The organism is Inquilinus limosus DSM 16000 (assembly GCF_000423185.1).
Lineage (GTDB): Bacteria > Pseudomonadota > Alphaproteobacteria > DSM-16000 > Inquilinaceae > Inquilinus > Inquilinus limosus.
The window spans coordinates 128,818-154,705 of sequence record NZ_KE383986.1; the positions used below are offsets into that span (position 1 = coordinate 128,818).

At 69.7% G+C, this 25,888-nt stretch carries 29 protein-coding genes and 1 tRNA gene; 13 read left to right on the forward strand and 17 right to left on the reverse strand.

Annotated features, from left to right (window positions below):
* Nucleotides 1-6: 6 nt before the first annotated feature.
* Genes G537_RS0132210 through G537_RS0132225 form a run of 4 tightly spaced genes read right to left on the reverse strand, consistent with a single transcriptional unit; the run spans nucleotide 7 to nucleotide 2,624 of the window.
* Complete coding sequence (locus G537_RS0132210; protein WP_026873543.1) at nucleotides 7-552, reverse strand: DUF2076 domain-containing protein; 546 nt, start codon at nucleotides 550-552, stop codon at nucleotides 7-9.
* Nucleotides 553-556: 4 nt separating this feature from the next.
* Nucleotides 557-1,276: a Bax inhibitor-1/YccA family protein gene (locus tag G537_RS0132215; protein ID WP_026873544.1), complete on the reverse strand. Its 720-nt coding sequence runs from the start codon at nucleotides 1,274-1,276 to the stop codon at nucleotides 557-559.
* Between the two features lie 26 nt (nucleotides 1,277-1,302).
* Nucleotides 1,303-2,064, reverse strand: a complete 762-nt coding sequence (locus G537_RS0132220) for an anti-sigma factor family protein (RefSeq protein ID WP_026873545.1) — start codon at nucleotides 2,062-2,064, stop codon at nucleotides 1,303-1,305.
* Nucleotides 2,065-2,069: 5 nt separating this feature from the next.
* Nucleotides 2,070-2,624: a sigma-70 family RNA polymerase sigma factor gene (locus G537_RS0132225; protein ID WP_026873546.1), complete on the reverse strand. Its 555-nt coding sequence runs from the start codon at nucleotides 2,622-2,624 to the stop codon at nucleotides 2,070-2,072.
* Between the two features lie 229 nt (nucleotides 2,625-2,853).
* Between G537_RS0132225 and G537_RS41195 the strand changes: the two genes are divergently transcribed.
* The 6 genes from G537_RS41195 (at nucleotide 2,854) to G537_RS0132255 (ending at nucleotide 9,066) form a co-directional block, all read left to right on the forward strand.
* Nucleotides 2,854-4,395 carry a glycosyltransferase family protein gene (locus G537_RS41195; protein ID WP_162146178.1) on the forward strand — a complete coding sequence of 514 codons (1,542 nt, stop codon included), beginning with the start codon at nucleotides 2,854-2,856 and terminating at the stop codon, nucleotides 4,393-4,395.
* 149 nt (nucleotides 4,396-4,544) lie between these two features.
* On the forward strand, nucleotides 4,545-5,582 hold the full coding sequence (locus G537_RS0132235; RefSeq protein WP_026873547.1) for a rod shape-determining protein: 1,038 nt from the start codon (nucleotides 4,545-4,547) through the stop codon (nucleotides 5,580-5,582).
* A gap of 91 nt (nucleotides 5,583-5,673) precedes the next feature.
* Entirely contained in the window at nucleotides 5,674-6,543 is an 870-nt protein-coding gene (mreC, locus tag G537_RS41200) for a rod shape-determining protein MreC (RefSeq protein ID WP_034853836.1), read from the forward strand.
* Nucleotides 6,540-7,058, forward strand: coding sequence for a rod shape-determining protein MreD (gene mreD / locus G537_RS0132245; RefSeq protein WP_026873548.1), 519 nt, complete (start codon nucleotides 6,540-6,542; stop codon nucleotides 7,056-7,058). The genes mreC and mreD overlap by 4 nt, the downstream gene beginning before the upstream one ends.
* 4 nt (nucleotides 7,059-7,062) lie before the next feature.
* A complete protein-coding gene (gene mrdA, locus G537_RS0132250) occupies nucleotides 7,063-8,922 on the forward strand; it encodes a penicillin-binding protein 2 (protein ID WP_026873549.1) in 1,860 nt (619 codons plus the stop codon).
* Between the two features lie 68 nt (nucleotides 8,923-8,990).
* Nucleotides 8,991-9,066: transfer RNA gene (locus G537_RS0132255), tRNA-Lys, on the forward strand.
* Nucleotides 9,067-9,162: 96 nt separating this feature from the next.
* Here G537_RS0132255 and G537_RS0132260 read toward each other — a convergent pair.
* The 9 genes from G537_RS0132260 to G537_RS0132300 form a co-directional block, all read right to left on the reverse strand.
* The gene (locus G537_RS0132260) at nucleotides 9,163-9,456 is read right to left on the reverse strand and encodes a hypothetical protein (RefSeq protein WP_026873550.1); all 294 of its coding nucleotides are present in this window, start codon (nucleotides 9,454-9,456) and stop codon (nucleotides 9,163-9,165) included.
* Nucleotides 9,457-9,525: 69 nt separating this feature from the next.
* Nucleotides 9,526-9,978, reverse strand: a complete 453-nt coding sequence (locus G537_RS0132265) for a hypothetical protein (RefSeq protein WP_026873551.1) — start codon at nucleotides 9,976-9,978, stop codon at nucleotides 9,526-9,528.
* A 94-nt stretch (nucleotides 9,979-10,072) separates the two neighbouring features.
* The gene (locus G537_RS0132270) at nucleotides 10,073-10,582 is read right to left on the reverse strand and encodes a DUF1643 domain-containing protein (protein WP_026873552.1); all 510 of its coding nucleotides are present in this window, start codon (nucleotides 10,580-10,582) and stop codon (nucleotides 10,073-10,075) included.
* 56 nt (nucleotides 10,583-10,638) lie between these two features.
* Nucleotides 10,639-10,815, reverse strand: coding sequence for a hypothetical protein (locus G537_RS44120; protein WP_155888875.1), 177 nt, complete (start codon nucleotides 10,813-10,815; stop codon nucleotides 10,639-10,641).
* A 178-nt stretch (nucleotides 10,816-10,993) separates the two neighbouring features.
* Entirely contained in the window at nucleotides 10,994-11,584 is a 591-nt protein-coding gene (locus G537_RS42595; RefSeq protein WP_051249410.1) for a methyltransferase domain-containing protein, read from the reverse strand.
* 52 nt (nucleotides 11,585-11,636) lie between these two features.
* The gene (locus G537_RS0132285; RefSeq protein WP_081689193.1) at nucleotides 11,637-13,538 is read right to left on the reverse strand and encodes an autotransporter domain-containing protein; all 1,902 of its coding nucleotides are present in this window, start codon (nucleotides 13,536-13,538) and stop codon (nucleotides 11,637-11,639) included.
* Between the two features lie 120 nt (nucleotides 13,539-13,658).
* The gene (locus G537_RS0132290; protein WP_026873554.1) at nucleotides 13,659-14,099 is read right to left on the reverse strand and encodes an SRPBCC family protein; all 441 of its coding nucleotides are present in this window, start codon (nucleotides 14,097-14,099) and stop codon (nucleotides 13,659-13,661) included.
* A 160-nt stretch (nucleotides 14,100-14,259) separates the two neighbouring features.
* Nucleotides 14,260-15,090: a phosphoenolpyruvate hydrolase family protein gene (locus G537_RS0132295; RefSeq protein ID WP_026873555.1), complete on the reverse strand. Its 831-nt coding sequence runs from the start codon at nucleotides 15,088-15,090 to the stop codon at nucleotides 14,260-14,262.
* A gap of 10 nt (nucleotides 15,091-15,100) precedes the next feature.
* Complete coding sequence (locus G537_RS0132300) at nucleotides 15,101-16,306, reverse strand: Tm-1-like ATP-binding domain-containing protein (RefSeq protein WP_026873556.1); 1,206 nt, start codon at nucleotides 16,304-16,306, stop codon at nucleotides 15,101-15,103.
* A gap of 174 nt (nucleotides 16,307-16,480) precedes the next feature.
* Here G537_RS0132300 and G537_RS41210 point away from each other — a divergent pair, with 174 nt between their 5' ends.
* From G537_RS41210 to G537_RS0132320, 4 genes are all read left to right on the forward strand, one after another.
* Entirely contained in the window at nucleotides 16,481-16,894 is a 414-nt protein-coding gene (locus tag G537_RS41210; protein ID WP_034853772.1) for a VOC family protein, read from the forward strand.
* A 115-nt stretch (nucleotides 16,895-17,009) separates the two neighbouring features.
* Nucleotides 17,010-17,864: a formyltetrahydrofolate deformylase gene (purU, locus tag G537_RS0132310; protein ID WP_026873557.1), complete on the forward strand. Its 855-nt coding sequence runs from the start codon at nucleotides 17,010-17,012 to the stop codon at nucleotides 17,862-17,864.
* A gap of 80 nt (nucleotides 17,865-17,944) precedes the next feature.
* The gene (locus G537_RS0132315) at nucleotides 17,945-19,027 is read left to right on the forward strand and encodes a WD40/YVTN/BNR-like repeat-containing protein (protein ID WP_026873558.1); all 1,083 of its coding nucleotides are present in this window, start codon (nucleotides 17,945-17,947) and stop codon (nucleotides 19,025-19,027) included.
* A 3-nt stretch (nucleotides 19,028-19,030) separates the two neighbouring features.
* On the forward strand, nucleotides 19,031-19,330 hold the full coding sequence (locus G537_RS0132320; RefSeq protein ID WP_026873559.1) for a MoaD/ThiS family protein: 300 nt from the start codon (nucleotides 19,031-19,033) through the stop codon (nucleotides 19,328-19,330).
* Here the strand turns inward: G537_RS0132320 and G537_RS42600 are convergent.
* From G537_RS42600 to G537_RS0132335, 3 genes are all read right to left on the reverse strand, one after another.
* Complete coding sequence (locus tag G537_RS42600; RefSeq protein ID WP_051249411.1) at nucleotides 19,317-20,510, reverse strand: MFS transporter; 1,194 nt, start codon at nucleotides 20,508-20,510, stop codon at nucleotides 19,317-19,319. The two genes, G537_RS0132320 and G537_RS42600, sit on opposite strands and share 14 nt — an antisense overlap.
* Before the next feature lie 282 nt (nucleotides 20,511-20,792).
* Nucleotides 20,793-21,359: a helix-turn-helix domain-containing protein gene (locus G537_RS0132330; protein WP_051249412.1), complete on the reverse strand. Its 567-nt coding sequence runs from the start codon at nucleotides 21,357-21,359 to the stop codon at nucleotides 20,793-20,795.
* Between the two features lie 168 nt (nucleotides 21,360-21,527).
* Nucleotides 21,528-22,169 carry an HD domain-containing protein gene (locus G537_RS0132335; protein WP_026873561.1) on the reverse strand — a complete coding sequence of 214 codons (642 nt, stop codon included), beginning with the start codon at nucleotides 22,167-22,169 and terminating at the stop codon, nucleotides 21,528-21,530.
* Between the two features lie 186 nt (nucleotides 22,170-22,355).
* Here G537_RS0132335 and G537_RS0132340 point away from each other — a divergent pair, with 186 nt between their 5' ends.
* Together G537_RS0132340 and G537_RS0132345 are read left to right on the forward strand one after the other, a co-directional pair.
* A complete protein-coding gene (locus tag G537_RS0132340; protein ID WP_026873562.1) occupies nucleotides 22,356-23,327 on the forward strand; it encodes a GlxA family transcriptional regulator in 972 nt (323 codons plus the stop codon).
* 106 nt (nucleotides 23,328-23,433) lie between these two features.
* Nucleotides 23,434-24,153 (forward strand): hypothetical protein, encoded by a 720-nt coding sequence (locus G537_RS0132345; protein ID WP_034853774.1) that lies wholly within the window; start codon nucleotides 23,434-23,436, stop codon nucleotides 24,151-24,153.
* A gap of 246 nt (nucleotides 24,154-24,399) precedes the next feature.
* Here G537_RS0132345 and G537_RS0132350 read toward each other — a convergent pair whose 3' ends face one another.
* On the reverse strand, nucleotides 24,400-25,017 hold the full coding sequence (locus tag G537_RS0132350) for a trimeric intracellular cation channel family protein (RefSeq protein ID WP_026873564.1): 618 nt from the start codon (nucleotides 25,015-25,017) through the stop codon (nucleotides 24,400-24,402).
* A gap of 264 nt (nucleotides 25,018-25,281) precedes the next feature.
* Here G537_RS0132350 and G537_RS43280 point away from each other — a divergent pair, with 264 nt between their 5' ends.
* The gene (locus G537_RS43280; protein ID WP_081689194.1) at nucleotides 25,282-25,854 is read left to right on the forward strand and encodes a suppressor of fused domain protein; all 573 of its coding nucleotides are present in this window, start codon (nucleotides 25,282-25,284) and stop codon (nucleotides 25,852-25,854) included.
* Nucleotides 25,855-25,888 lie beyond the last annotated feature (34 nt).

The following is a 25,888-nucleotide window of genomic DNA, read 5'->3' on the forward strand; positions in this document are numbered from 1 at the left end:
TTACTCTCAGAACTCCTCGCCGCCCATATCGAAGCCGGCGTCTGAGGCCAGGTCGCCGGCGGCATCCTCGGCCGCCTGGGCGACGTCGGGCGTGAAGGCGTCCATCAGCAGGTTGCCGAGGACGACGCCACCGGCCACGCCCATGGCGGTCTGCATCGCACCCGCCATGAAGCCGCCGCCGCCCGGTCGGCCGTAGCCCTGCGGGGCGCCGTAGCCGCCGCGGGCACCAGGGCCGGGCTGCGCCTGCCGGCCCCAGGGGGCCGAGCCGGACGGCTGCGGCCGCTGGCCGCCGCCGAACAGACCGGCCAGGAAGCCGCCGGCCGCGGGCTGGGCGGCGCGCCGCTCCAGCTCGTTGATCTGGGCCTGCGCGGCCGCCAGCGCCTGCTCCTGCACCAGGATGACCTGGGCCATGTAGTAGGCGGCGGCCGGCTGCTCGGCGAGGCGGCGCCGGATCAGCTCCTCGGCGCCGGCGTCGCGCGGGCCGCCGTCGCGCTCGGCCCGCGCCAGCTTCACGAACAGATCGTCGATGGCCTGCTTCTCGTTATCGTACACGCCCTTACTCCTCCCGCGTCACGCCGGTCAGCTGCAGCAGCAGCTGGAACATGTTGATGAAGTTCAGGTACAGCGACAGCGCGCCCATCACCGCCAGCTTGTTCAGGCTCTCGGTGTCGTAGTGCTCGGCGTATTCTTCCTTGATCCGCTGGGTGTCCCAGGCGGTCAGGCCGGTGAAGATCAGCACGCCGGCGACCGAGACGATGAACTGCAGCGCGGTCGAGCCGAGAAAGATGTTGACGATGCTGGCGATGATGATGCCGATCAGCCCCATCATCAGGAACGAGCCGAAGCGCGACAGGTCCGCCTTGGTGGTGTAGCCGTACAGGCTCATCGCGCCGAACATGACCGCGGTGATCATGAAGGTGCGGGCGATGCTCGTCCCGGTGAAGACCAGGAAGATCGACGCCATCGACAGGCCCATCGTGGCGCAGAACAGCCAGAACACCATCTGCGCCGTGGAGGAGGAGATGGCGTGGATGCGGAACGAGAAGAAGAACACGAAGGCCAGAGGCGCCAGCATCACCACCCATTTCAGCGGGGTGGTGAAGATCGGGATGTAGAGCGCCGGGGTGCTGGCGACCAGGAAGGCCACCAGGCCGGTCATCACCAGGCCCAGGCCCATGTAGTTGAAGACGCGCAGCATGTGCTGGCGCAGGCCGACATCGAGTTCGGCGGCCGTCGGGCGCGCCGTCGTCTGCCATTGGTATTGCGGCATGTTCATGGGGTCGTTCACTCCTTCGTGAGCGTTCAGTAAAGGGTTTCGGCCAGGCCGCTGGCGGCGACCAGCAGGTCCTCCGCCTTGGCCTCGGCGCAGAGCGCGTAGACCGAGGGGCCGACCTGCCAGTAGGCGACGGTGACGTCCTTCGCCCGTTGCGCCTGCGGCTCCTGCACGTCGAAGCTGTCGGTGGCGGCGGCGAACAGCGTCACCAGCCCGAACCGGTCGGTGTCGATCGTCGCCTCGAAGCCGGAGCCGCCGTCCCAGGGCACCACCTCGATCGACCGGATCGACCAGCCCTGCGGCAGGTCGGGCAGGGTGATCGGCGCCTTGGCCAGGTCCTCCGGCTTCAGCCCACCCTTGGGCTCGGCCGGATCGACCAGGTGGCGGTACAGCACGGCGCGGTAGGCGTCGCCGGCCTCGTCGGCATAGGCCGGGATGGTGGCCGAAGCGCTGTCGATCCGGGTCACGCCCAGCATCGACTGGGCGCTCCAGCCGATGCCGACCAGCAGCACCACCGCGGCCACCCGGCGCAGGCGGCCGGTCAGCCGGCGCCAGCGCACGGCGCGGCCCAGCAGCCGGGCGTTCTCGTAGCTGGCGACGCGGATGCCGGCATCCTCGGCGAAGGCCAGGCGCAGCGCGTCGCGCAGGCGCAGATCGGCCATCACCTGGGCCGCCACCGGCGGGTTGGCCTCGAGATAGGCCTCGATCTCGATGCGGCGGGGCAGGTCGAGCTCGCCGTCGATATAGGCCTGGATCTCGGCTTCGGTGGGGATGGTCGGGGTCTGGGTCATGGGCGTCACTCCACCAGCCGCAGCCGCGGCGGGGTCGGTCCATCGGTGCCGCGGTCGCCCGCCGCATCGCCGGCGCCGCTGCCGACGATCTCGCGCAGCGCCGCCCGGGCCCGGCCCAGGCGCGACATCAGCGTGCCGATCGGGATGCCGAGGATGGTCGCGGCCTCCTGGTAGCGGAACTCTTCGACCGCCACGAGCAGCAGCGCCTCGCGTTGCTCCTCCGGCAGGGTCAGCATCGCCCGCTGCACCTGGGCCAGCTGGACCCGGGCGTCCTGGCTCGGCGCGCCGATCTCGGGGGCGAGCTGCGTCGCCTGGACGATGCGGGCATCCTCCGCCCGGCGGCCGCGCAGGCGCGAGGCGTGGGCGTTGTGCATGATCGCGAACAGCCAGGGGCGCAGCGCCCGATCCGGCTGCCAGCTGCGCCGCCCCTCATAGGCCTTCAGCAGGGTCTCCTGCAGCAGGTCCTCGGCTTCGGCAGCATCCCGGGTCAGGACCAGCGCGTAGCGCTTCAGCCCCGGCAGCTCGGCGATGACGTCGAAATCGTCCTTGCGGCGTTTCATGACCCATATACGCAGCCGCCGGCGATTTTCATCCCGGGCCGCGCCTTCTTTCGGCGGACGCGCCGACAAACTCCCAACAAGATCCTGGATATGATGCTTTTTCTGAGGATTTTTCAGACGAAAACCGCGTTGCCGGTGTTATAGGCAGCGGCATCGTTTTTTCCTCTCTGCGATTCGGAGCGATATGGCCGACGACACTGTGGAGCAACGCCGATCGGTCGATCCCTCCGTGTCCGATCGCTATCTGGGTCGACCCGTCGGCGCCACCGCAGCATCGGTCGCTCTGCCTTATCCGTCGCGGCCCGGCGTCATCGACCGCTGGCCCAGCTGGCTGATCGGCCTCGCCGGCCTGCTGACCCTCGGGCTGCTGCTGCGCATCGTGCTCGCCCTGGCGTTCCCGCGGATCCACCACGCCGACGAGCTGTTCCAGTATTACGAGCAGGCGCACCGGCTGGCCTTCGGCCAGGGCATCGTGCCCTGGGAGTACCGCGAGGGCATCCGCTCCTGGCTGCTGCCGGGGATCCTGGCGGGGCTGATGAAGGCGGTGTCCTGGATCAGCGACGACCCGTCCGCCTATCTCGCCGTATCGAAGGGGCTGTGGTCGGCGCTGTCGCTGAGCATCCCGGCGGTCGCCTTCCTCTGGGCCAAGCGCGCCGCCGGCCTGACGGCGGGGCTGACCACGGCCTTCATCGCCACCGTCTGGTTCGAGCTGGTCTACTACGCGCCGACGGCGCTGACCGAATCGATCGCCACCAGCCTGCTCCTGATCGCCTGCTGGCTGGCCTGGACCGCGGAGACGGTCGACCGCCGGCGGCTGATCTGGGCGGGGCTGCTGTTCGGCCTGGTCTTCGTCTTCCGCTTCCATCTGCTGCCGGCGATCCTGACTGCGGCCGTGGTCGCCAGCCGGGGCGACTGGCGCGGCCGGCTGCGGCCGATGCTGCTGGCCGGGCTCGGGCCGGTGGTGCTGTGCAACGGGCTGCTCGACTGGGTGACGCTCGGCTGGCCGTTCCAGTCGGTCGTGAAGAACTTCTGGATCAACATCGTCGAGGAGAAGAGCCACAGCTTCGGCGTCATGCCGCCGGGCTTCTACTTCGAGGAATACGCCCGGATCTGGTCGTGGTGGCTGGCGCCGATGGCGGCGCTGATCGTGCTGGGCGCGCGCGGCCAGCCGATGCTGGTGGCGGTGCCGCTGGCGGTGGTGCTGTCGCACAGCCTGGTGGCCCACAAGGAGTACCGCTTCGTTCTGCCGGCGCTGCCCTTCCTGCTGATCATGGCCGCTCTGGGCACCGAGCGGCTGGCCCGGCGCCTGGGCAAGGAGCTGGCGGCGGAAAGGTGGAGCGGCGTGCCGCGCTGGACGCCGCTGGCGGTGCTGTGCGCCGCCTGGGTGCTGGCCTCGGGCCTGCTGTCGGCCAGCGACCGCTGGGGGCCGGAATGGACCCGCGTCGCGCCCGGCATCGCCGCCACGCAGGCGCTGCACGAGCGCGAGGCGCTGTGCGGCCTGGGTCTGCTGACGCCATGGTCGGACCTGGCCGGCTACACCACCCTGCACCGCGACGTGCCGGTGTTCTGGTTCGGCGACGACACGCGGCGGCTGTGGCGTTCGGCCCAATCCTTCAACTACGTCATGGCGCGGCCGGAGCAGATGCCGCCGAACACCGGCTACCGGCTGGAGAGCTGCCCGAGCGAGATCTGCCTGTACCGCCGGCCGGGGCAGTGCTCGGCGCCGCGGGACGTCGGCGTCAGCGGGGCGATGGCCGAGCGCGGCATGTGATTTCCGGCGGCGTGATTCGGCCCGACTCTCCGCTTGAGACTCGGGTCGCGCTGGTCTAAAGCAACGCGGCGGCGGGATCGGCCCGCCGTTCCCGCCCCTCGCACTGGACCTTACCCAGCCGAGCCCGGCTGACAGGACATCACGGCCGCATGTTCAATTTCTTCGGTTTCCTCTCGGCCGACATGGCCATCGACCTGGGCACGGCGAACACGCTGGTCTACGTCAAGGGCCGTGGCATCGTCCTGAACGAGCCGTCGGTGGTGGCGATCGCCAACATCCGCGGCAAGAAGCAGGTCCTGGCGGTCGGCGACGAGGCCAAGCAGATGCTGGGCCGCACCCCGGGCAACATCACCGCCATCCGCCCCCTCCGCGACGGCGTCATCGCCGATTTCGAGGTGGCGGAGGAGATGATCAAGCATTTCATCCGCAAGGTGCACAACCGGCGCAGCTTCGCCGCGCCGGAGGTGATCGTCTGCGTGCCCTCGGGGTCGACCGCGGTCGAACGCCGCGCCATCCAGGAATCGGCCGAGAGCGCCGGCGCCCGCCGGGTCTATCTGATCGAGGAGCCGATGGCGGCGGCGATCGGCGCCGGGCTTCCGGTGACCGAGCCGACCGGCAGCATGGTGGTCGATATCGGCGGCGGCACCACCGAGGTCGCGGTGCTGTCGCTCGGCGGCATCGTCTATTCCCGCTCGGTCCGCGTCGGCGGCGACAAGATGGACGAGGCGATCATCGCCTATATCCGCCGCAACCATAACCTCCTGATCGGCGAGGGCTCGTCCGAGCGGATCAAGAAGGAGATCGGCTCCGCCGCCCCGCCGGAGGACGGCGAGGGCCGCTACATGGAGATCAAGGGCCGCGACCTCTTGAACGGCGTGCCGAAGGAGCTGGTGATCTCCGAGCGGCAGATCGCCGAGAGCCTGGCCGAGCCGGTCAGCCAGATCGTCGAGGCGGTGAAGGTGGCGCTCGAGCACACCGCGCCGGAGCTGGCGGCGGACATCGTCGACAAGGGCATCGTCCTGACCGGCGGCGGCTCGCTGCTGGGCAATCTCGATCTGGTGCTGCGGCACGCCACCGGCCTGCCGGTGTCGATCGCCGACGACCCGCTGTCCTGCGTCGCGCTGGGCACCGGGCGGGCGCTGGAGGAGATGAAGACTCTCAAGCACGTTCTGATCAACATGTATTGATCAGCGCCCCGGCACATGCTGGGGTATTCGGGAAAACGGTAGTACTCTGCGTTTTCAGGAATCCGGTCTTCGGCGGACGGACATGCGGGTGATGCAGCGGAGCAGGCCGGTGGCGCGCATCGCGGCGATCAGAGCCGTCGCGCACCGATTCTCCTTCGGTCTCCTGCTGTTCGCCGCGATCAGCCTCTTGATGGTCGGCAAGATCGACGCGGTGCTGGTCGACGGCATCCGCGCCCGCGTGGTCGACGCCGTGGCGCCGATCCTCGACGCCATGTCGCGCCCGGCCGCCAGCGTCGCCCGGCTGGTGACGGAGATGCAGAGCCTGTCCGACATCCGCGGCGAGAACGCCCGGCTGCGGCAGGAGGTGGCGACGCTGCGGCAATACCAGGACGTCGCCTTCCGGCTCGAGGCCGAGAACCTGACCCTGCGCAACCTTTTGAACTACACGCCGGATTCGGCGCATTCCTTCCTCACCGCCCGGGTCGTCGGCGACAATGGCGGCGCCTTCGTGCGCAGCCTGACGATCAATCTCGGCTCCGCCAACGGCATCCGCGACGGCCAGGCGGTGCTCGGCGGCCGCGGCCTGATCGGCCGGATCGTGCAGACCGGCGACCATTCCGCCCGGGTGCTGCTGATCACCGACCTGAACGCCCGCATCCCGGTGGTGGTGGAGCGCACCCAGCAGCGCGCCGTCATCGGCGGCGACAACACCGACCGGCCGCGGCTGCTGTACCTGCCGCCGGACGCGTCGATCCGCGTCGGCGACCGCATCGTCACCTCCGGCAGCGGCGGCATGTTCCCGGCCGGCCTTCCGGTCGGCGTCGTCGCCGCCGCCCAGGACAGCGCCGTGCGCATCCAGCCGATCGAGCCGCTCGAGGCCATCACCCACGTCAAGGTCGTCGATTTCCGCACGGTCGATCCCGGCATGGCGATGCAGCCGGTGCCCGGCTTCGCGCAATGACCGGGGACCTGCTGCATAAGCTCGACCTCGCCGCCCGCCACGCCGCCCCAGGGGCCGTGACCCTGATCCTGGTGCTGGTCGGGGTGACGCCGACGCATCTGCCCTATTACGGCAACATCGCGCCGTTCCTGTCGCTGGCCTCGGTCTACTACTGGGGGGTGCACCGGCCGGACCTGATGCCGATGTGGCTGATCTTCCTGGTCGGGCTGATGCACGACGTGCTGACCGATGCGCCGATCGGGCTGCACGCGGCGATCCTGCTGCTGTGCCAATGGGTGCTGCTGCGCCAGCGCCGCTTCCTGGCCGGGCGGCCCTTCGTGGTGCTGTGGTTCGGCTTCGCCGTGCTGGCGGCCGCCGTCACCATCGTCGAATGGATCGGCGTCGGCCTGTACGATTTCGCGGTCGTGCCGCCGCGGCCGCTGCTGGTCCGGCTGGTCCTGACCATCGCCGTCTTCCCGCCGCTGGCCTGGCTGTTCATCCAGGTGCATCGCGGCTTCCTGCGGGCAGGGGACTAGGCCGATGGACCGCGACACCGACCGCTCCCGCGGCTTCACCCGCCGCGCCTTCGCCCTCGGCGGGCTGAAGCTCGGCCTGCTCGGCGTGCTGGCCGGCCGGCTCTACTACCTGCAGGTGGAGGAGAGCGACCGCTACAAGGTCCTGGCCGAATCGAATCGCATCAACATGCGGCTCCTGGCCCCGTCGCGCGGCCTGATCACCGACCGCTTCGGCGTCCCGCTCGCGGTCAACGACCAGAACTTCCGGGTCGTGCTGGTGGCGGAAGAGGCGAAGGACATCCAGGCCGTGCTCGGCCGGCTGGCGCAGGGCGTGCCGCTGACCGAGGCCGACCTGGCCCGCATCACCCGCGACGTGAAGCGCCGCCGCGCCTTCGTGCCGGTGACGGTGAAGGAGAGCCTGAGCTGGGACCAGGTCTCCTGGATCGACGTCAACGGGCCGGAGCTGCCGGGCCTGTCGATCGAGGTCGGCGAATCCCGCCGCTACCCCTTCGGGGTCGAGACCGCGCACATCATCGGCTATGTCGGCGCAGTGGCCGAGGGCGACCTGACCGGCGACCCGGTGCTGAGCCTGCCGGGCTTCCGCGTCGGCAAGTCGGGGATCGAGCGGCAATACGAGGCCGACCTCCGCGGCGTCGCCGGGTCGAGCCAGGTCGAGGTGAACGCCGTCGGCCGGGTGATCCGCGAGCTGGACCGGGAGGAGGGCAAGCCGGGCCGGGAAGCGCGGCTGACCATCGATTTCGAGTTGCAGCGCTACGTCATGGAGCGGCTGAAGACCGAGTTCAGCGCCGCCGCCGTGATCATGGACGTGCACAACGGCGACGTGCTGGCCATGGCCTCGCACCCGTCCTACGACGCCAACCTGTTCCCGAACGGCATCAAATCGGCTGATTGGCGCCGCCTGGTCGAGGATCCCTACGGCATCCTCAACAACAAGGTGATCAACGGCCAGTACCCGCCGGGCTCGACCTTCAAGATCGCGGTGGCGATGACGGCGCTGGAGGCCGGGGTGACCACGCCGGACCAGCGCATCTTCTGCCCCGGCTACGTCAATCTCGGCGACCACCGCTTCCACTGCTGGAAGCGCGGCGGCCACGGCAGCCTCAATGTCGTCGACGCAATGGCCCAGTCCTGCGACGTCTATTTCTACGAGATGGCGCGGCGGCTCGGCATCGACCGGCTGGCCGAGGGCGCGCGCAAGTTCGGCATCGGCCAGAAGCTGGGGGTCGACCTGCCGAACGAGCGGCCGGGGCTGATGCCGACCAAGGCCTGGAAGGAGGGCGCGATGGGCACCTCCTGGCAGCTCGGCGAATCGCTGATCGCGGGCATCGGCCAGGGCTATGTACTGGCGACGCCGCTGCAGCTCGCCACCATGACGGCGCGGCTGGTGAACGGCGGCAAGGCGGTGGTGCCGCGCCTGGTCATGGCGATCGGCGACGAGGCGATGCCGGAGACGCCGGACGTCCCGTCGATGGGCTTCGCCAAGGCCCATATCGACGTGGTGATGGAGGGCACGGCCGCGGTGATGACCCGCGGCACCGGCCGCAAGTCGCAGATCAAGCAGAAGGGCATGGAGATGGGCGGCAAGAGCGGCACCAGCCAGGTCCGCCGCATCAGCATGGCCGAACGCGCCGCCGGGGTGAACCCGGACAACTGGCCGTGGAACCAGCGTCACCACGCCTGGTTCGTGGCCTACGCCCCGGTCGGCGCGCCGCGCTACGCCTGCTCGGTGATCGTCGAGCATGGCGGCGGCGGCAGCGAATACGCGGCGCCGATCGCGCGCGACATCCTGCTGGAATGCCAGCAGCGGGAGTCCGGCCGCAGGCTGCTGTCGGCCGCGCCGGGAGAGGGCGCCGACAAAGGTTGAGATTTTCGTGAAGAAAGGGTTGCAACCCGTCGGGGCGTTGGCTATATCACCGCCCGTCCCGAGCGAACGGGCGCATAGCTCAGTTGGTAGAGCAGCTGACTCTTAATCAGCGGGTCCTAGGTTCGAGCCCTAGTGCGCCCACCAGTTCGCAGGATGGAAAGAAAAGGGCCCGCTTCGGCGGGCCTTTCTTTTTGCGACCGGCCGCTGCCGCGGCCCCGCCATTCGCTCCTGACCGCCCCCTCATCCCTCCCGCACGATCCGCCGCAGCATGTCGCGGAAGCGGTCGATCTCCTCCACCGTCAGCGGCCGTGCGGCGAGCGGGCCGGAATAGACCTCGTCACGGCGGTCCGGCGGCAGGGTCAGGGAGCGCCAGCTCGACGCGGCGCCGGCGGCGACGCGGCGCGACAGGAAGCTGCAGCCGCGGCGGAAGAAGTCCGCCTCCCAGGCATCGAAGGGCTGGTCCAGCCGCTCCAGGTAGCGGGCGGCCCATTCGGCGATTTCGGAACGCGGTTCGCGGCTCTGGCCCCCAGTCATGAGATCAACTCCGACTCCAATGCCTTTGGGGCCGAAGCCCGGTTGTCGGCGGAGATAGGACAGGAAGCGTCAATCCTTCGTGAATTCGGGCCGGGCGAGCCGGCCGGGGCCGAGCTGCAGCGCCGCCTCGATCCGCTGCAGCCGCGCCAGAGCGGAGGCCAGGGCGGCGCAGAGCAGCCACAGCACCAGCCCGGAGATCACGGCGCCGCCGCCGACGGCCCACGCCTCGATCTCCAGCTGCCGGCGCAGCCCCGGCCCGTCGCCGATCATGTCGGCGAGGGTGGCGATTCGGGCATCCGGCATCCCCATCATGTCGGCCGGCCGGTCGGGAATCAGGGCGGAGATCTGCCCGAGCGTGTCGGCGGCGCCGAACAGCCGGGCGGCCAGGATGGCGCCGATCAGCAGCCCGCCCAGGAACAGGGTGACGCCGAGGGCGTGCAGGGCGACCGCCAGGCCCGGCATGCGCAGGCTGTCCGGGTCGCGGCTGGACAGCGGGCGTCGGTCCCTGGAGGCCTGGAGCATGCGTTCCCTCGCTCGATCCGAGGGCGGAATCCGTCCGGATCGCGCCGATCTTAAAGCGGCGCGCTTTCGGAGGGGAGGGGGAGTCAGCCTCCGGTCAGACCGCAGGCACCGGTGCCGGCTGCACGGCGTAGCCGACATAGAGCGGATGCTTGGGCGAGCCGTCCGAGGTGATGGCGAGGGCGTGCGGCACCGCCCCGGCCTCCGCCAGCATCCGCAGCAGGGTGCGGCCCCAGCCGGGGCGCACGGCATCGCAATGCCGGCCCCAGCCGCAGACCACCAGCGCCGCGGCCCGGGCGGCCTCGACGATCGCCGCCGGGTTGCCGGGGCCGACCGGATCGGCCTCGGCATAGAGCGCCTTCGGGTCGGTCGAGCGCAGGGCGAAGGCGTTGGTGACGATCAGCCCGCCATAGCCCATCGCCCGCGCCCGGCGCTCGCAGCGCTCGACCGTGGGGTCGTTCTTGACCTCGTCGGCGGTGGACGGGTTCAGCAGCAGGAAATTGGCCGGCGGCACCGACCGGTCCCAGCGCCGCCACAGCAGGTAGCGATAGCGCCGGCAGGCGCTGAAGGTGGCGCCGCGGTCGATGAACAGGTCGGTCTGGGCCATGCCGATCTCCGGTCGAATCGGCCGTTCTTAGCCCAGCCGTCGGGCCGCGTCGCGCTCTAATCATGCGGGCCGAGGGCGCGGAGCTGCTCCTCCGCCCGGTCGAGGCCGAGCGACAGCAGCGCCGCGATCTCGTCCTCGCGCAGCCCCTTCTCCAGGGCGCGCCAGCGCAGCTCGCAGCGCCGCACCGCCTCTTCGAGATCGGCTTCGGACCGGATGTCCCGGATCGGTCGCATCGGGCGGGCGGCTCCTCGGATGTCGGGTCGGGCGGAGGGGAAGGGGATTCGGCGCAGCGAATCCATCGGCGTCGACGCGGCGGGTCTCGCGGCCATCAAGGTGTCTCGCTGGGTTGTGTTCGTGTTTTGTTCTAGTCGAAATCGGCGCCCGAGTCGAGTCCGGGAACGGCGCCCGGCCCTATGCCGGGTCGCGCTCGACCAGATAGAACAGCAGCTTGGGCTTGTAGGGGACGACCTCGACATTCCTGAACCCGGCGTGGCGCAGCAGGGCGGTCAGCTCCACCGAGTTCAGCGCATTGACCCAGCCCAGCGACCAGCGGTCGCGGCCGATGTTCCGGTCCTGCGGATGGTAGCTCAGCAGGGCGCGGGGCACCGCGGCGCGCAGCCGGCGCAGGAACCGCGGCACGTCGTAGAGATATTCCAGCACGCCGAGGGCGAAGGCCATGTCGGCCTCGATCTCCGGGAACGGCTCCCGGTTCAGGTCGCGGACGATGGTCCGGTCGTCGCGGCGGACGCAATCGAGCGGCAGATAAGTGCAGCCCGCCGGCAGCATCCCCTCCAGCGCCATAGCGCCGCAGCCGATGTCCAGCACCCGCATGCCCGGGCGGGCGTGGACGGCGGCCGCCCGGGCCCGTTCGGCCCAGGACTCCAGCTTGCCCATATCCTCGCGCGACCAGCGCTCGACCAGCGTCGCCCGCTGTTTCGCCGCCGCGATCGTGGCGCGGCGGCGCTCCTCCGGGTCGTTGTCCCCGGCCCAATCCGTCGTCATCGGCCTGTCCCCTCCAGGGTTGGCCCCTTCCGACGCGATGGTAGCCGGGTTCTCAGAAGCGCACAGCGAGGCGTCCGGTCACGGCATAGTCGTCGCCGCCGTCGCGGCCCAGCGTGGTCTCGCTGCCGATCTGCGCCGTCACCGCCGGGATCAGCCGGACGGCGACGCCGCCGGCCAGCCGGCCATAGACGCCGCCGGAGGCCTCGACCTCCTGGACGCGCCGGACATCCGGGACGGTGACGAGCGCCGTGTCGATCGAGCGGTCGCCGCCCAGCAGGTCGCCCTCGACCGACAGCTCCAGATGCGGCGTGACCAGGGCGGTGCCGGCCTCGAATCGGGCGGCGGCGGCGATCCCGGCGCTGCCGATCAGGGCCTCGGCCGTCTGGCCCTCCACCGTCATGTCGAGGCCGGGGGCGCCGGATTCGGAATAGCGGTCGATCTCCACCCGGGAATAGCGCAGGCCGAGGATCGGGCCGAAGGTGAAGGCGTCGACGGCGAAACGGTAGCCGGCCCGGCCGAAGACGCTGAGGCTGTTGCCGTCCGGGTCGGCCGAGGCGCGCAGCTGCGGCACATAGGTCCGGCGCTCCAGCTCGTAGCTGTCGAAGCCGTAGGCGACGCCGGCGCCGCCGAACAGCGCGCCGTCGTCATAGCCGGCCACGGCGCCGATCCGGACCGAGCTGTAGTCGACCGTGCCCCAGCCGCGGTCGAGATCGGCGTCGCCGGTGTCGTAGGCGGCGACCACGCCCAGCGTCACCCGGTCGACCGGCCGCACCGTGACGCCGCCGGTGATCGAGGTGACGCCGTAGTCGAAGCCGGTGGCGCCGCGGTCGAAGCCCTGGCTGCCGAAGGCGCGCTGCAGGGTCAGGAAGCCGTCGACCGGCCGGTCCGCAGGGGCGAGGGCGCCGGCCAGCATCGGACTGCCGGCCGCGTCGCCGCTGCTGATCGCGTCCGTGACCCGGCGCAGGAAATTGTCGCTGGCCAGCAGGGCGAGCCCGGCCTGGGCGCCGATGGTCGTGGGCGCCATCAGCGTGTCGGCGGCGTATTCCGCCAGCAGCTGGTGCCCCAGCGCGGTCGGGTGCACGCCGTCCCAGAACAGCCGGCTCTCCGGGTCGCCGCAGACCGATCCGGGCGTGACGTAGGAGGGCAGGGAGGTCGCGCTGGCGACGCAGGCCTCGGTGACGTTGCCGAAGCCGAAGCGGGCCGGGTCGGCCAGCACGGTCTTGAGGCCGGTGGCGAAGTCGGCCACCACGATCTGCACATCCAGCTCCCGCGCCAGCGCGCCCATCTGCCGGTTCAGCGCCTCGGCATGGCCCGCGGACAGGGCGCTGGCCAGCGCCTGGCCGGCGGTGCCGCGGAAAGACGGGGTGGCGCCGAGATCCGGCACGTTCGGCACCAGGATGGTCCTGGCCCCGGCCGCGGCCAGCCGGCGGACATCGGCCTCGATGTTGCCCACGGTCCGCGCCACCTCGGCCTGCAGCCCGGCCGGCGACGGCGTGCCGCCGAGCCAGGCGAAATAGTCGTTGGCCCCGCCGTAGAGGATCACCAGGTCCGAGGCGCCGAAGCGGCCTCCGGTACCGGTATAAGCGCCGATCTGGTCGCGGATGCCGGGCAGGGTGACGCCGCCCTGCGCCAGCAGCGGGTTGGCGATGTTGCCGCTGTCGGTCTCGGCGCCGCCGACGGCGAAGTTGCGGCCCGGCTCGGCGTCCAGGCCCAGCAGGCCGGGCAGCCGCTCGGCATAGGTCGGGCCGTTGGAGAAGCGGGCGCCGAAATAGGGCGGCGAGACCGGAAAGCGCAGCGGGAAGGCCGGGTTCTGCTGCTGGATCAGCCCCGGGATCCGGCCGCGGTCGCTCAGGCTGTCGCCGAACACGGCGACGGAGGAATAGGGCTCCTCGGCCCGGGCCATCGCAGCAGGAACCGCGACGGCCAGCAGCGCCATCGCCACGCAACGCTTCATGAGCAATCCCCCCGGATCAGCCAGACGATTCTGACGATAGAGCGGGAATGCTACATGCTGACGAACGCCCGCAAACAGAAAGAAGGCGGCCGTGGACGGCGGCCGCCTTTCGGTCTTGGCTCAGCCGCCGAAACGCTGCTTCAGCGAATCGAAGCCGGCCTGGAACACGCCCTGGCCGATCAGCTTGCGCATCGCCGCCTCGTTCTCTGGCGCCACGTCGAACTCGGCGGTCCATTCGGCGTAGCTGCGGTCGCCGTCGGTGACCGGCAGCAGGCGCAGCGTGGCGACGTAGTTCTCGACCGGCATCGGCGATTCCAGGATCGAATAACGGACCCGGTGCTCGGCGTCGGAGAGCGCCAGCAGCTTCTCGCGGATCAGGCCGCCATTCCCCGCCAGTTCCATGCTGCGGATGCAGCCGATGCGGTCGGGGTCGCCGCCATCCTCGACCTTGCTGCTGGAGATCGCGGGATGCCAGTCGGGCAGGCCGTTGAAGTCCCGGATCGCCCGCCACAGGGTCTCGACCGGGGCATTGATCACGCTGCTGGTGGTCACTCGGATCATGCTCGCATCTCCTCCTGGGATTGAAGCAGTATTGCCGTTTTAGTTTCGATGTCATTGCCGGGCTTGACCCGGCAATCCAGAAGGTCTCGACATCCTCTGGATGCCCGGGTCAAGCCCGGGCATGACAGATTAACTGAAAAGACCTCCCCCTCCTTTGTTCTCAGAACGAGACCTGCTTGAAGGCGCGGGTCTGGGCGGTCAGGGCCTGCTCGGTCGGCAGGCGCTCCATCGAGCTGGCGCCGTAGAAGCCGTGGCAGTGCTTGCAGCGCTGCAGGACATGGGCCGCATCCTCCGGCATCGAAATCGGCCCGCCATGGCACAGCACGATGATGTCCGGCCGCACCGCCAGCGCCGCCGCGGCCCATTCGTCGATCAGCCCGACGCAGTCGTCGAGGGTCTTGGCCGTCTCGGCGCCGATCGCGCCGCCGGTGGTCAGGCCCATATGCGGCACGATGATGTCGGCCCCGGCCTCGGCCATCGCCACCGCCTGCTCGGCCGAGAACACATAGGGCGTGGTCAGCAGGTCCAGGGCATGGGCGCGGGCGATCATCTCGACCTCGAGGCCATAGCCCATGCCGGTCTCCTCCAGGTTCTGGCGGAACACCCCGTCGATCAGCCCGACGGTCGGGAAGTTCTGCACCCCGGCGAAGCCCATGGCCTTCAGTCCGGCCAGGAAATGGTCGGTCAGCAGGAACGGGTCGGTGCCGTTGACCCCGGCCAGCACCGGGGTGTGCTTCACCACCGGCAGCACCTCGCGCGCCATCTCGACCACGATCTCGTTGGCGTTGCCATAGGCGAGGAGGCCGGCCAGTGAGCCGCGGCCGGCCATGCGGTAGCGGCCGGAGTTGTAGATCACGATCAGGTCGATGCCGCCGGCCTCCTCGCATTTGGCGGAGAGGCCGGTGCCGGCGCCGCCGCCGACGATCGGCTCGCGCCGCTCGACCATGCGGCGGAACTTGGCCAGGAGGTCGGCTCGGGCGAAGCGGGTCATGGCGGCGTCCTCAATGATGGGCGATGGCGCGGAACTCGCGCACCAGCGCGGCGGCGAATTCCGGGTCGTTGATGGCGTGGGGCAGGCGGATCAGCCGGCGGTTCGGCGTCTGCCGGACCGTTGCCTCCAGCGCCTGGAACAGCGCCTGGTCGGCGGCCGGGTGGTGGAACGGCTTGCCCGGCGCATCGAGCAGCGACACGCCGCCCTCCGGGATCAGGAAGCGGACGGGCCCGTCCATCCGGTTCAGCTTCGCGCCGATCCAGCGGCCCATCTCGACATTCTCCTCCACCGTCGTCCGCATCAGCGTCACCTGCGGGTTGTGGACGTAGAGGTTCCGCTTCAGGAAACGCTCCGGCACCGTCTCCATGGCGCCGAAATTCACCATGTCGAGCGCGCCACAGGAGGCGACATAGGGAACCCGGGTGCGGATGATGCTGTCGAACCGGTCCTCGCCGGCCGGGAACACGCCGCCGAACAGCAGGTCGCAGATCTCGGTGGTGGTGATGTCGACGACGCCGCCGATCAGGCCGGAATCGACCAGCTTCTCCATCGATTTCCCGCCGGTGCCGGTGGCGTGGAAGACGAGGCAGTCGTATTCGTCCTCCAGCGCCCGGCGCACCTGCTCGACGCAGGGGGTGGTGACGCCGAACATGGTCAGGCCCAGCGCCGGCTTGTCGGCGTCGCTGCGCGGCGCCGGATGCGCCACCATCCCAGCCAGGGCATGGGCGGCGTTGCCCAGCACGGCGCGGGAGATGCGATTCACCCCGGCCACGTCGGTGACGGAGTACAGCATCATGATGTCGGCCGGCCCGACATAGGGCGCGACATTGCCGGAGGCGACGGTCGAGACCATGACCTTCGGCACCCCGACCGGCAGGTCGCGCAGCGCCGGTGTGACCAGCGCCGTGCCGCCGGAGCCGCCCAGCCCGATCGCGCCGCCGACATCCGTCCGGCTGCCCAGGAAGCCGCGCAGCGCCTCGGCCATCGCCGCCACCGCCCGGCCGCGGTCGTCGCTGAACACGGCGTCGATGCCGCCGGGATGATGCAGGGCCACCTCGCGCGCCGTCACGTCGATCGGAATGCCCTCGGCGGGCCCGTCGGGGCCGGTGCCGACATCGACCAGCACCGCCGGGACGCCGCGCGCCTCGATCAGCCCCTTCACATAGACCAGCTCGCGGCCCTTGGTGTCGCAGGTTCCGATGACATAGGCCTTCATGGCGCATCCTTCCCTGAGGGTCGCCGGCATCGCCGCGCCGGTTCTTGCTTCGGTTGTCGCCCCGCGGCCGCCCCGGGCGCAAGGGGGTGTGGGAACAAGGTTCGGCTTCTTTCGTCCGACAATCCAGGTCTATGCTGGCGCCAACGATCTTAGGAGCCCGCCGGGAGACCGCCCATGACCACCAGCCTGACGCGCCTGGACCACGTCAACATCTGGACCGCCGACATGAAGCGGCTGATCCGCTTCTACCGCGACGCGCTGGGCCTCGAGCCGGGGCCGCGGCCGGACTTTCCCTTCCCCGGCGCCTGGCTCTATCTCGGCGACCAGGCGGTGGTGCATCTGGTCGAGGTGAAGGAGGAGTTGCACCCGGAGCAGGTGCAGCTCTCGCACTTCGCCTTCCAGAGCAGCGGCGACCTGGATGCCTTCCTGGCCCATCTGAAGGGCCTCGGCATCGAGACCAAGCTGGGCCGGCCGCCGCGCAGCGGCTTGGTCCAGGTCAACTTCCACGACCCGGACGGCAACCACATCCATGTCGATTTCAAGGACGGGACCACGCCCGACCTGGTGCCGTATCGGGAAACCGCCTAGCCAGATTGGGGCCGCGTCGGCTCCAGGCATCCGGCCGTCGCAATCAAGCCTCAGCCGGGGGCCGGTCCCGTGCTAGGTGTCTGGCATTGCCTTCAGCGAGACGACGCGGCATCCCATGGCGAAACGGCTGATCCTCAAGCTTTCCTGCACCGACGTCCCCGGCATCGTCGCCCGGATCTCGGACTTCGTGTTCCGCTCCGGGCTCAACATCCTCGAGAGCGCGCAGTTCTTCGACCGCGACACCGGCCGCTTCTTCATGCGGGTGGTGGCCGAGGCGGTGGAGGGCTCGGTCGACCTCGACGAGCTGCGCGAAGGCTTCGCCCCGATCGGCAGCGAATACGGCATGGGCTGGGAGATCCATGACGCGGACCGGAAGATCCGCGCCCTGATCATGGTCTCGAAGTTCGACCACTGCCTGAACGACCTTCTGTACCGGGTGCAGATCGGGGCGCTGCCGCTCGAGATCCCGGCCGTCGTCTCCAACCACCGCGACAGCTATCAGCGGGTCGCCGCCGCCGGCATCCCGTTCCATTACCTGCCGGTGACCCGGGAGAACAAGGCGCAGCAGGAGCGGCGGCTGATGGAGCTGGTGGAGGAGGAGGCGATCGACCTCGTCGTCCTGGCCCGCTACATGCAGGTGCTGTCCTCCGAGCTGTGCCGGCGGATGGAGGGCCGGGTGATCAACATCCACCATTCCTTCCTGCCCAGCTTCAAGGGCGCCAAGCCGTACCACCAGGCCCATGCCCGCGGCGTCAAGCTGATCGGCGCCACCTCGCATTACGTCACCGACGACCTCGACGAAGGGCCGATCATCGACCAGGACGTGACCCGGGTTGACCACACGGCCTCGGCCGAGGACATGGTCGGCATCGGCCGCGACGTGGAGAGCGTGGTCCTGGCCCGCGCCCTGAAATACCACGCCGAGCACCGCGTGTTGCTGAACGGCGCCAAGACCGTCGTCTTCAAGTGACCGGTCCTCGCCCGGTTTGACAGCGGCCTGCCTCTGCCATTAACTTAACTATAAAGTTAAATGTTATGGGGGAGGCCGCAATGGCGGAGCGAGTTCTCGTCCTGGTCGGCACCAAGAAGGGCGCCTTCATCGCCGAAAGCGACCCGGCGCGGCGGTCGTGGCGGCTGCGCGGCCCGTTCTGCGAGACCTGGCCGATCAACCATGTCGTCGCCGACCCGGCGACGGGCGCGATCTACGGCGCCGGCGGCAACGAATGGTTCGGGCCGGCGGTGTGGAAGTCGACCGATCTCGGCGAGACCTGGACCCATTCCAGCGAGGGGCTGGCCTATGCCGAGGGGCAGGAGCCGATCAAGGCGGTGTGGAGCCTGGCCTCGCGCAACGGGCGCCTCTATGCCGGCGTCCAGCCGGCGGGGCTGTTCTATAGCGACGATGGCGGCCAGTCCTGGAACCATGTGGAAGGGCTGCAGCGCCATCCGACCCGGCCGGAGTGGAGCCCGGGCGGGGCCGGGCTGATCCTGCATTCGCTGGTGCTGCATCCGAACGACCCGAATCAGATCTGGGTCGGCATCTCCGCCGCCGGGGTGTTCCACACCGCCGATGGCGGCGAGACCTGGGAGACCCGCAACCGCGGCACCCGCGCCGATTTCCTGCCCGAGGACCAGCGGTATCCGGAATTCGGGCAATGCGTGCACTGCCTGGTGATGGCCTCCGGCAAGCCGGACCGGCTGTACCAGCAGAACCACTGCGGCATGTATCGCAGCGACGACGGGGGCCGCAGCTGGGAGAGCATCGAGGCCGGGCTGCCCTCCAGCTTCGGCTTCCCGGCCGCCGCCCATCCGCGCGACGCGGACACGCTGTTCCTGCTGCCACTGAACGGCGACATCAAGGGCCGCTTCGTGCCGGACGCCAGGGCCGCGGTCTGGCGCACCCGCGACGGCGGCGCCAGCTGGCAGGATCTGCGCCGCGGCCTGCCGCAGGAGAACGCCTATTTCGGCGTGCTGCGCCAGGCCATGGCGACCGACCGGCTGGATCCCGCCGGGGTCTATTTCGGCACCTCGGGCGGGGCGCTGTTCGCCAGCGCCGACGAGGGCGAGAGCTGGGACTGCGTCGCCCAGCACCTGCCCTCGATCCTGTCGGTCGAGACGCTGGTGGTCGACCGCTGACCGATGGCCGAGGCACGGACCAAACCGGAGGAGGCGCCGGCCGTGGTCGTCCGGCTGCCGACGGTGCTGACCATGCTGTTCCCGGGCGCGCCGCAGCGGGTGGAGCTGCGCGCCGGCACCGTGGCCCAGGCGATCGACGCGCTGAACCAGCGCTGGCCGGGGATGGGCGACCGCATCCGCGACACCCGGCCGGCGATCCGGCGCCACATCAACATCTTCGTCGGCGGCCGCCGCGCCACGCTGGACACGCCGCTGTCGCCGGGGACGGAGGTGATCGTCCTGACCGCGATCAGCGGCGGCTGAGCGCCGCCGCGCCGTCGTGGCCTCGCGCCGCGAGGCCGAGCAGCAGCAGGCACAGGGCCGAGGCAACGAAACCCGCGCCGGCCGCGGCCGGCCAGCCCCAATGGCTCGCCGCGGCGGCCAGCAGCGGCGGACCCAGCAGCGATCCGGAGGCGCCGCCCTGGGCCAGCAGGCCGTTGGCATTGGCCATGTCGCCGCCAGGGCCGACCGCTTCGGGTAGGCGGGCGAAGACCACGGCCGGCACGGCGCCGGAGATCGCATTCAGCACGGTGGCGACCGCCGCCGGCCAGAGCCAGGATCCGTCCGCGCCGGTGAACACGGCGAAGAGCAGCAGCGCCGGCACCGCGACGCCGAAGGCGGTGAAGCCGCCGAGCGGCCGGTCCCGCCGCATCCACCAGGCGGCGGCGAGGCCGCCCAGCACCGAGGAGAAGGCGGCCAGGCCGGTGATCAGCCCGGCCACCGAGGCCGAGACGCCGTGCCGGCTGGTGAAATAGGCCGGCATCACCGCCAAGAGGCCGACCTCGAACACGGTGTAGCAGGCGAAGCCCACCGCCATCAGCCAGGCCCCGAGCGGCGCCCGGGTCGGCCGGGCGGCGCCGCTCGCAGCCCGGCGCGGCGCCGCGCCCGGCGGCGTCGGCAGGCGCCAGGCCGGCAGCAGCAGAGCAGCGGTCAGGACCGCGCTGCCCAGCAGCACCGCGCGCCAGGGCGCGGCCTCCACGCCGACGCCGGCCAGAACGCTGCCGACAGCGAAGCCGACCGGGAAGAAGGTGCTCCACAGCGCCAGCGCGGTCGCCCGCTGCGCCGGGGTGGCGACGGCGATGGTCAGGGTCGGCGCCGCGACCGCCACGGCGAGATAGGCCGCGGCCTCGACGATCCGCCACAGGAACAGCCCGGCCACCGCCGAGGTCGCGGCCATGCCGGCGGCGGAGACGGCGAGCAGAAGCAACCCGGCCAGCAAGGCGCGGCGGGCACCGACCCGGCCGACCACGACCCCGGCGAACAGCCCCAGCGTGGCGCCGCCGATCTCGAGCAGCGAGACCAGCAGCGCCGCGACTGTGAGGTCGAGGCCGAGGTCGCGCTGCATCGGCGGCAGCAGAGCCGACAGCTTGCCGAGCTGCGCCGCCGCGATCACGCCGGCGGCGTAGATCACCAGGATCGCCGGCCAGGATCCGCGGGACGACATGGTCACTCCGTGTTCAGGACCGGATGCCTGGTTGAGGGGCGGTAGCAAATGTTGGGAGAATTCTAGAGCCGGACCCTCTGCCTATTACTGTCATGCCCGGGCTTGACCCGGGCATCCAGAGGCTGTCGAGGCCCTCTGGATTGCCGGGTCAAGCCCGGCAATGACAATAGAAGTTTAGCCTTGCTCTTTTTCCACCTCGGAAACCCTCAACCAGACACCCGCGATGTATAGCGACAGGGCTATCTTAGCGAAGGCGCGGGGGAGGGCGGCTGAATAAGATATTCAGGTTATGGTCTCGGCCAGGCGCACGAAGGCGCCGTCGGACAGCTGCAGGCGGGTCCAGCGCATCCGGCCCTCGCGGATCGGAACGATCTCGGACCCGTTGGCGCTGGTCTCGATCTCGATCTCGGGCGGCTCGGGCTCGAACCAGCCCTCGTCGGTCAGCGCGGCCTCGGCGGCCTGGATCTCCGGCGTCGCGAAGCGCCACAGCGAGACGCCCAGCAGATCCGGCGTGCGGAAGTTCCAGTCGCGGCTGCGGCCGCGCGACGCCGCCAGCAGCCGGTGCGTCAGGTCGCAGACCAGATGCACGCTGCCGGGGGAGTCGGTGACCAGCCGGGCCAAAGCATGGTCCGCGGCGCTGTCGAGACGGGCGCTCATCAGCCGGCGCAAACGCGCCTGCTCCTCGGCATCGGGGACCAGCGTGCCGGCCTCCCAGCGTGACACCATCGCCTGCGACACGCGCAGCAGCTCGGCGGCGTGGTTCTGCTTCACCCGCCGCAGCGCGCGCCACAGCCGCAACGACCGGCCGAGCCCGTCGGCGGCGCAGATGCTGTATCCCGGGGCGGTCATGATGCCCTGAAGATGGGCCGCCGGCGCGCGGCTGTCCAGGGTGGGCCGTAAGAGCCTCACCCCCACACTGTCATGCCCGGGCTTGACCCGGGCATCCAGAGAACGTCGACACCCTCTGGATTGCCGGGTCAAGCCCGGCAATGACAAAGGAAGGGAGCGAGGCGTATTTCAGCTCTCCCAATCCGAATTCAGGATCACCTCGGTGAAGTCGACGCGCTTGTAGGTCGGGTCCATCCGGGCCAGCACGTCGGCCTTCACATTGCCGAAGGTGGTCTGCGGCTTGCGGATGGTGCCGTGGGCGAAAGCCTCGATGATGCCGTGCTTGAAGTCGGGGCCGCGCGGATGGGCATGCACCACCTGGCGGCGCTGTTCCGCCGTGAAGTCGTGGAAGGCGAGGCCCAGCACGTCCATCTCCACCCCGGCGGTCACCAGCGCCACGACCGGGTGCTTGTGCTCCGGGATGCCCGGGGTGGTGTGCAGCGCGATCGCGTCCCACACCAGGTCGATGTCGGCCGCGGGGATGCCGTGGCGCTTCAGGAAGTCGCGCGCGGCGTTGGCGCCGTCGACCTCGAAGCGCAGGTCGGGGCTCGCATAGGCGTCGGTCAGCCCCATATCGTGGAACATCGCGCCGGCATAGAGCAGCTCGGGATCGAATTTCAGCCCCTTGCGCTGCCCGGTCAGGGCGCCGAACAGGTAGACCCGGGTCGAGTGGTGGAACAGCAGCTCGCTCTCGGTGTCGCGCACCAGCTCGGTGATCTCCCGCGCCATGGCGCTGTCGGGGATGCGGATGCCGGCGATGGACTCGGTCATGGTCCGGCCTTTCTCTGGTCTTCGGGATGTCGGTCCGGCGGTCGGCGCCGGCCCCTCCTATGTGCGTCCCGACAGCCGCCGCCCTCAACGCGGCCGGGGCGGCGCTTCCGGACAAAGGCACGCGCAAAACGGACATTGCCGCGGGCCGGCCGGCATGGAATGGATCGGCGAGAGGAGGGGACGGACATGCCGGTGCGAACCGTCGCGATCGCCATCTTTCCCGGCGTCCAGGCGCTGGACGTCGCCGGGCCGGTCGACGTCTTCGCCGAAGCCAACGGCTTCATCGCGGCGGGGGACCGCTACGAGACGCTGCTGGTCGCGGCCGACACCGCGCCGTTGCGCGCCTCGAACGGCATGCAGATGGTCGCCGACCGCCGCTTCGCGGACGCCGTGGAGCCGTTCTCGATGGTGCTGGTCGCCGGCGGTCCCGGCTTACCGACGGCGCCACCCGACCCGCTTTTGTCCACCTGGCTGGCCGAGGCCGCACCGCGGGCCGGGCTGCACGGGTCGATCTGCACCGGCGCCTTCGCCTTCGGCCATGCCGGGCTGCTGGACGGCCATCGGGTGACCACGCATTGGCAGAACGCGCCGCGCCTGGCCGAACTGTTCCCGCGCGCCCAGGTCGAGCACGACCGGATCTATTTGCGCGACGGGGCGCTGGTGACCTCGGCCGGCGTCACCGCCGGCATCGACCTGGCCCTGGCGCTGGTGGCGGAGCATCACGGCGCCCGGGTGGCGCTGGCGGTGGCGAAGCGGCTGGTGGTGGTGGCGCAGCGCCAGGGCGGCCAGTCCCAGTTCAGCCCGTTCCTGACCGCCCCGGCCGACCCGGACTCGCCGATCGCCAAGGTGCAGGCGCATGTCATGCAGCACATCGGCGCCAGCTTCACGGTGGGGGATCTGGCCGAGGTGGCGGGCATGAGCGCCCGCAACCTGGCGCGGCTGTTCGTGCAGGAGACCGGCGTGACACCGCACGAATTCGTCGAGCGCGCCCGGGTCGACGCCGCCCGCAACCTGCTGGAGGGCAGCGACCGCGCGCTCAAGGCGGTGGCCTATGACTGCGGCTTCGGCAGCGCCGACCGGATGCGCATCGTCTTCGCCAAGCGGCTGGGCGTCACCCCGGCCCAGTACCGCGCCAGCTTCCGGGTGCCGGCGGACTGACATCGACGAGCCTGCCGCCGCCTGCGCCGGCTCAAGGGCGGAGAACGGGGTCGGTGAACGTGATGTCCAGTTGCGTTAACTCGCGATCATGTTCATGATATGTTCCATGGATATGGCGCAGACCGATGGCGAGGCGGGCGAGGCCCGGCCGACCGATCCCGACCTGAACTGGACGGGATGGGCGCTGGAGAAGCTGCGCGAGGTGGTCGAGATCGACATCCGCAGCAAGCGGCTGACCGAGCGGCAGCAGCAGGCAACCCCGGCGGAGCCGCAGGAGCCGCCGGATTTCCCGCTGATGCAGTCGCGCCTGTCGCGCTCGATCCGGCTGTCGATCGCGATGGCCGAGCGGATCCGCGGCGACTACCTGCACCGCCGGGCCGAGGGCACGGAGTCGGGGGCGCTGGAGCGCCGCCGGCGGCGGCGGGAGCAGGCCGCCCAAGCGGTGGGCGAGGCGGTCGCGGCCGCCGAGGCCGCGGACCTCGCCGCGGCCGGCGAGGCGGTCGACCCCAAGGAGACCGAACGGCTGCGGGAGCAGGTGTGGGAGCGGCTGACCGAGGACGAGGTGCTGGACGTGCAGCTCGACACCCTGTCGGCCGCCGAATTCGTGCGCGAGGTCTGCCGCTGGCTCGGCCGCCGGCTGGACCCGTCGCGGCTGCCGCAGGGCTGGGACGATGTCCTCGGGGCCAATGACAACGCCGGCTCGGCCGGCACGGAAGCAGATACTGTCGCCGCGGACCCCGATGCCGAGGACGGTTGGCCTTCACAGCCGGACAAGTCCGAAGACGGCCTCGCGCCGTTCACGTGCCCGAAGCCGGACAGCAGCTGAGCGTTGATGCGGCGCGCGACCGCGTAGGTTGGGTTCGCCGTTGGGCGAACCCGACATCTCACCGCCGCGCCTATGCCCGTTGGGTTCGCGTGCCGCGAACCCAACCTACGAAGCCGCCATGCCTTCCTCACTCCCCCTCCCCTTGCGGGAGGGGGGAAGGGGTCTGCGCGCGTCCGCGCGCGATGGGCCGGTTCCGAGATCGGCGAGCCTTCATCGGCTCTTCATCAAGCGCCAGGGGGCGCCGGATCAGTGCAGGTCCCGGGTATAGACGAATTTCGGCATGCTCCAGTTGAATCGGAGCGCGAGCAGGCGGAGCGCGAGGCCGATGACCATGGCGACGGCCGTGACGAGATCATGGCCGATCCCGGCGGACAGCCCGGCGACATAGACGCCGCCGGTCACCACCGACACGGTGGCGTAGAGCTCGCTGCGGAAGAGAAGCGGGATGTCGTTGCAGAGGACGTCCCGCAGGACGCCGCCGACGCAGCCGGTGATCATGCCCGAGGCGATGACGATCACGATCGGCAGGTCCAGCGCCATCGCGATATTGGCGCCGATCACCGTGAACACGACCAGACCGATCGCGTCCAGCAGCAGGAACAGCCTGCGCAGATGATGCATGAGGCGGGCGGCGGGGATGGTCAGCAGGGCGGCGCCGCCCGTGATCAGCAGATAGGATGGATGCTCTACCCAGGACAGCGGATAATGGCCGAGAAGGACATCCCGTGCCGAGCCGCCGCCGAGGGCCGTGACGCATCCGAGAAGATAGACGCCGACCCAGTCCATGCTGCGCCGCCCGGCGGCCAGCGCAGCCGTCATGGCCTCGGCGACGATGGCGATCAGATAGAGGGAATGCAGAAGCATCGGCGGGTCCTGACGGCTCGTTGGCAGGCCCCTGAATATCCGACGGGCGGTTCTGGGGCCGCCCGAAGGGACCATGTCAGGGCGCCTGCCCGGGATCAAGCCGGCCTATCCGGCGGCGGACCGAAAGATAGGCGAGGGGGGATTTGTCCGTCTCTGCTGCCGACGTTGGCCGGAGAGGCGGTCGGTCGCCACCGCCAGCCAGCAGATGGGGATTTCGACTAATGCTATGGTAACTTTAGAGTCGGACAGACAGGGAGATTTCTAATGCCTGTTTCCGCTGAGAATAGAACACTTTTTCAATATTTGAGAATTATGTTCGGCGGCTCCCCCAAGATGAAATCATATCTCGATGAAAATAATGAGAGCAGCGTCGATATCCTGACGGCTGCGGATGTGCCTCACAAGAATGTGACCACATACTCCACAATTGGGCTGTCAGACGCTTCAATCGGTCTCGTGGTCGAAGGCGTTCCACTCGGCGTGGAGATCGCTTTGTCGGCACGGTCCAACTATGACTACGCCGCCAATATATTGGCCACTTGCGCGTTCAACATCATAAACTCCAAAATGTCATGCAGGCCGGGTGTCATTTATCCACGCGTGATCGAGATGTATAATTCCGCTCTGGCAATGAAGCATGTTATGTGTGTGGATCATTTTCTGTGGCCCTTGAGAACTCACAAGTTTCCCACGAAGCAGGTGGCGTGGCTATTTGCTGTTCCGATTTCGGATGGCGAGTTCGAGATGGCACAGAAAAATGGTAGTGATGCACTCTCGAAAGCCTTTGAGAAACATAAGATCGATGTTTTCAATCTTCATAGAAAATCAATCCTTTAAATCTTAATCCAAATCATAGGCTGCATCGATTTAG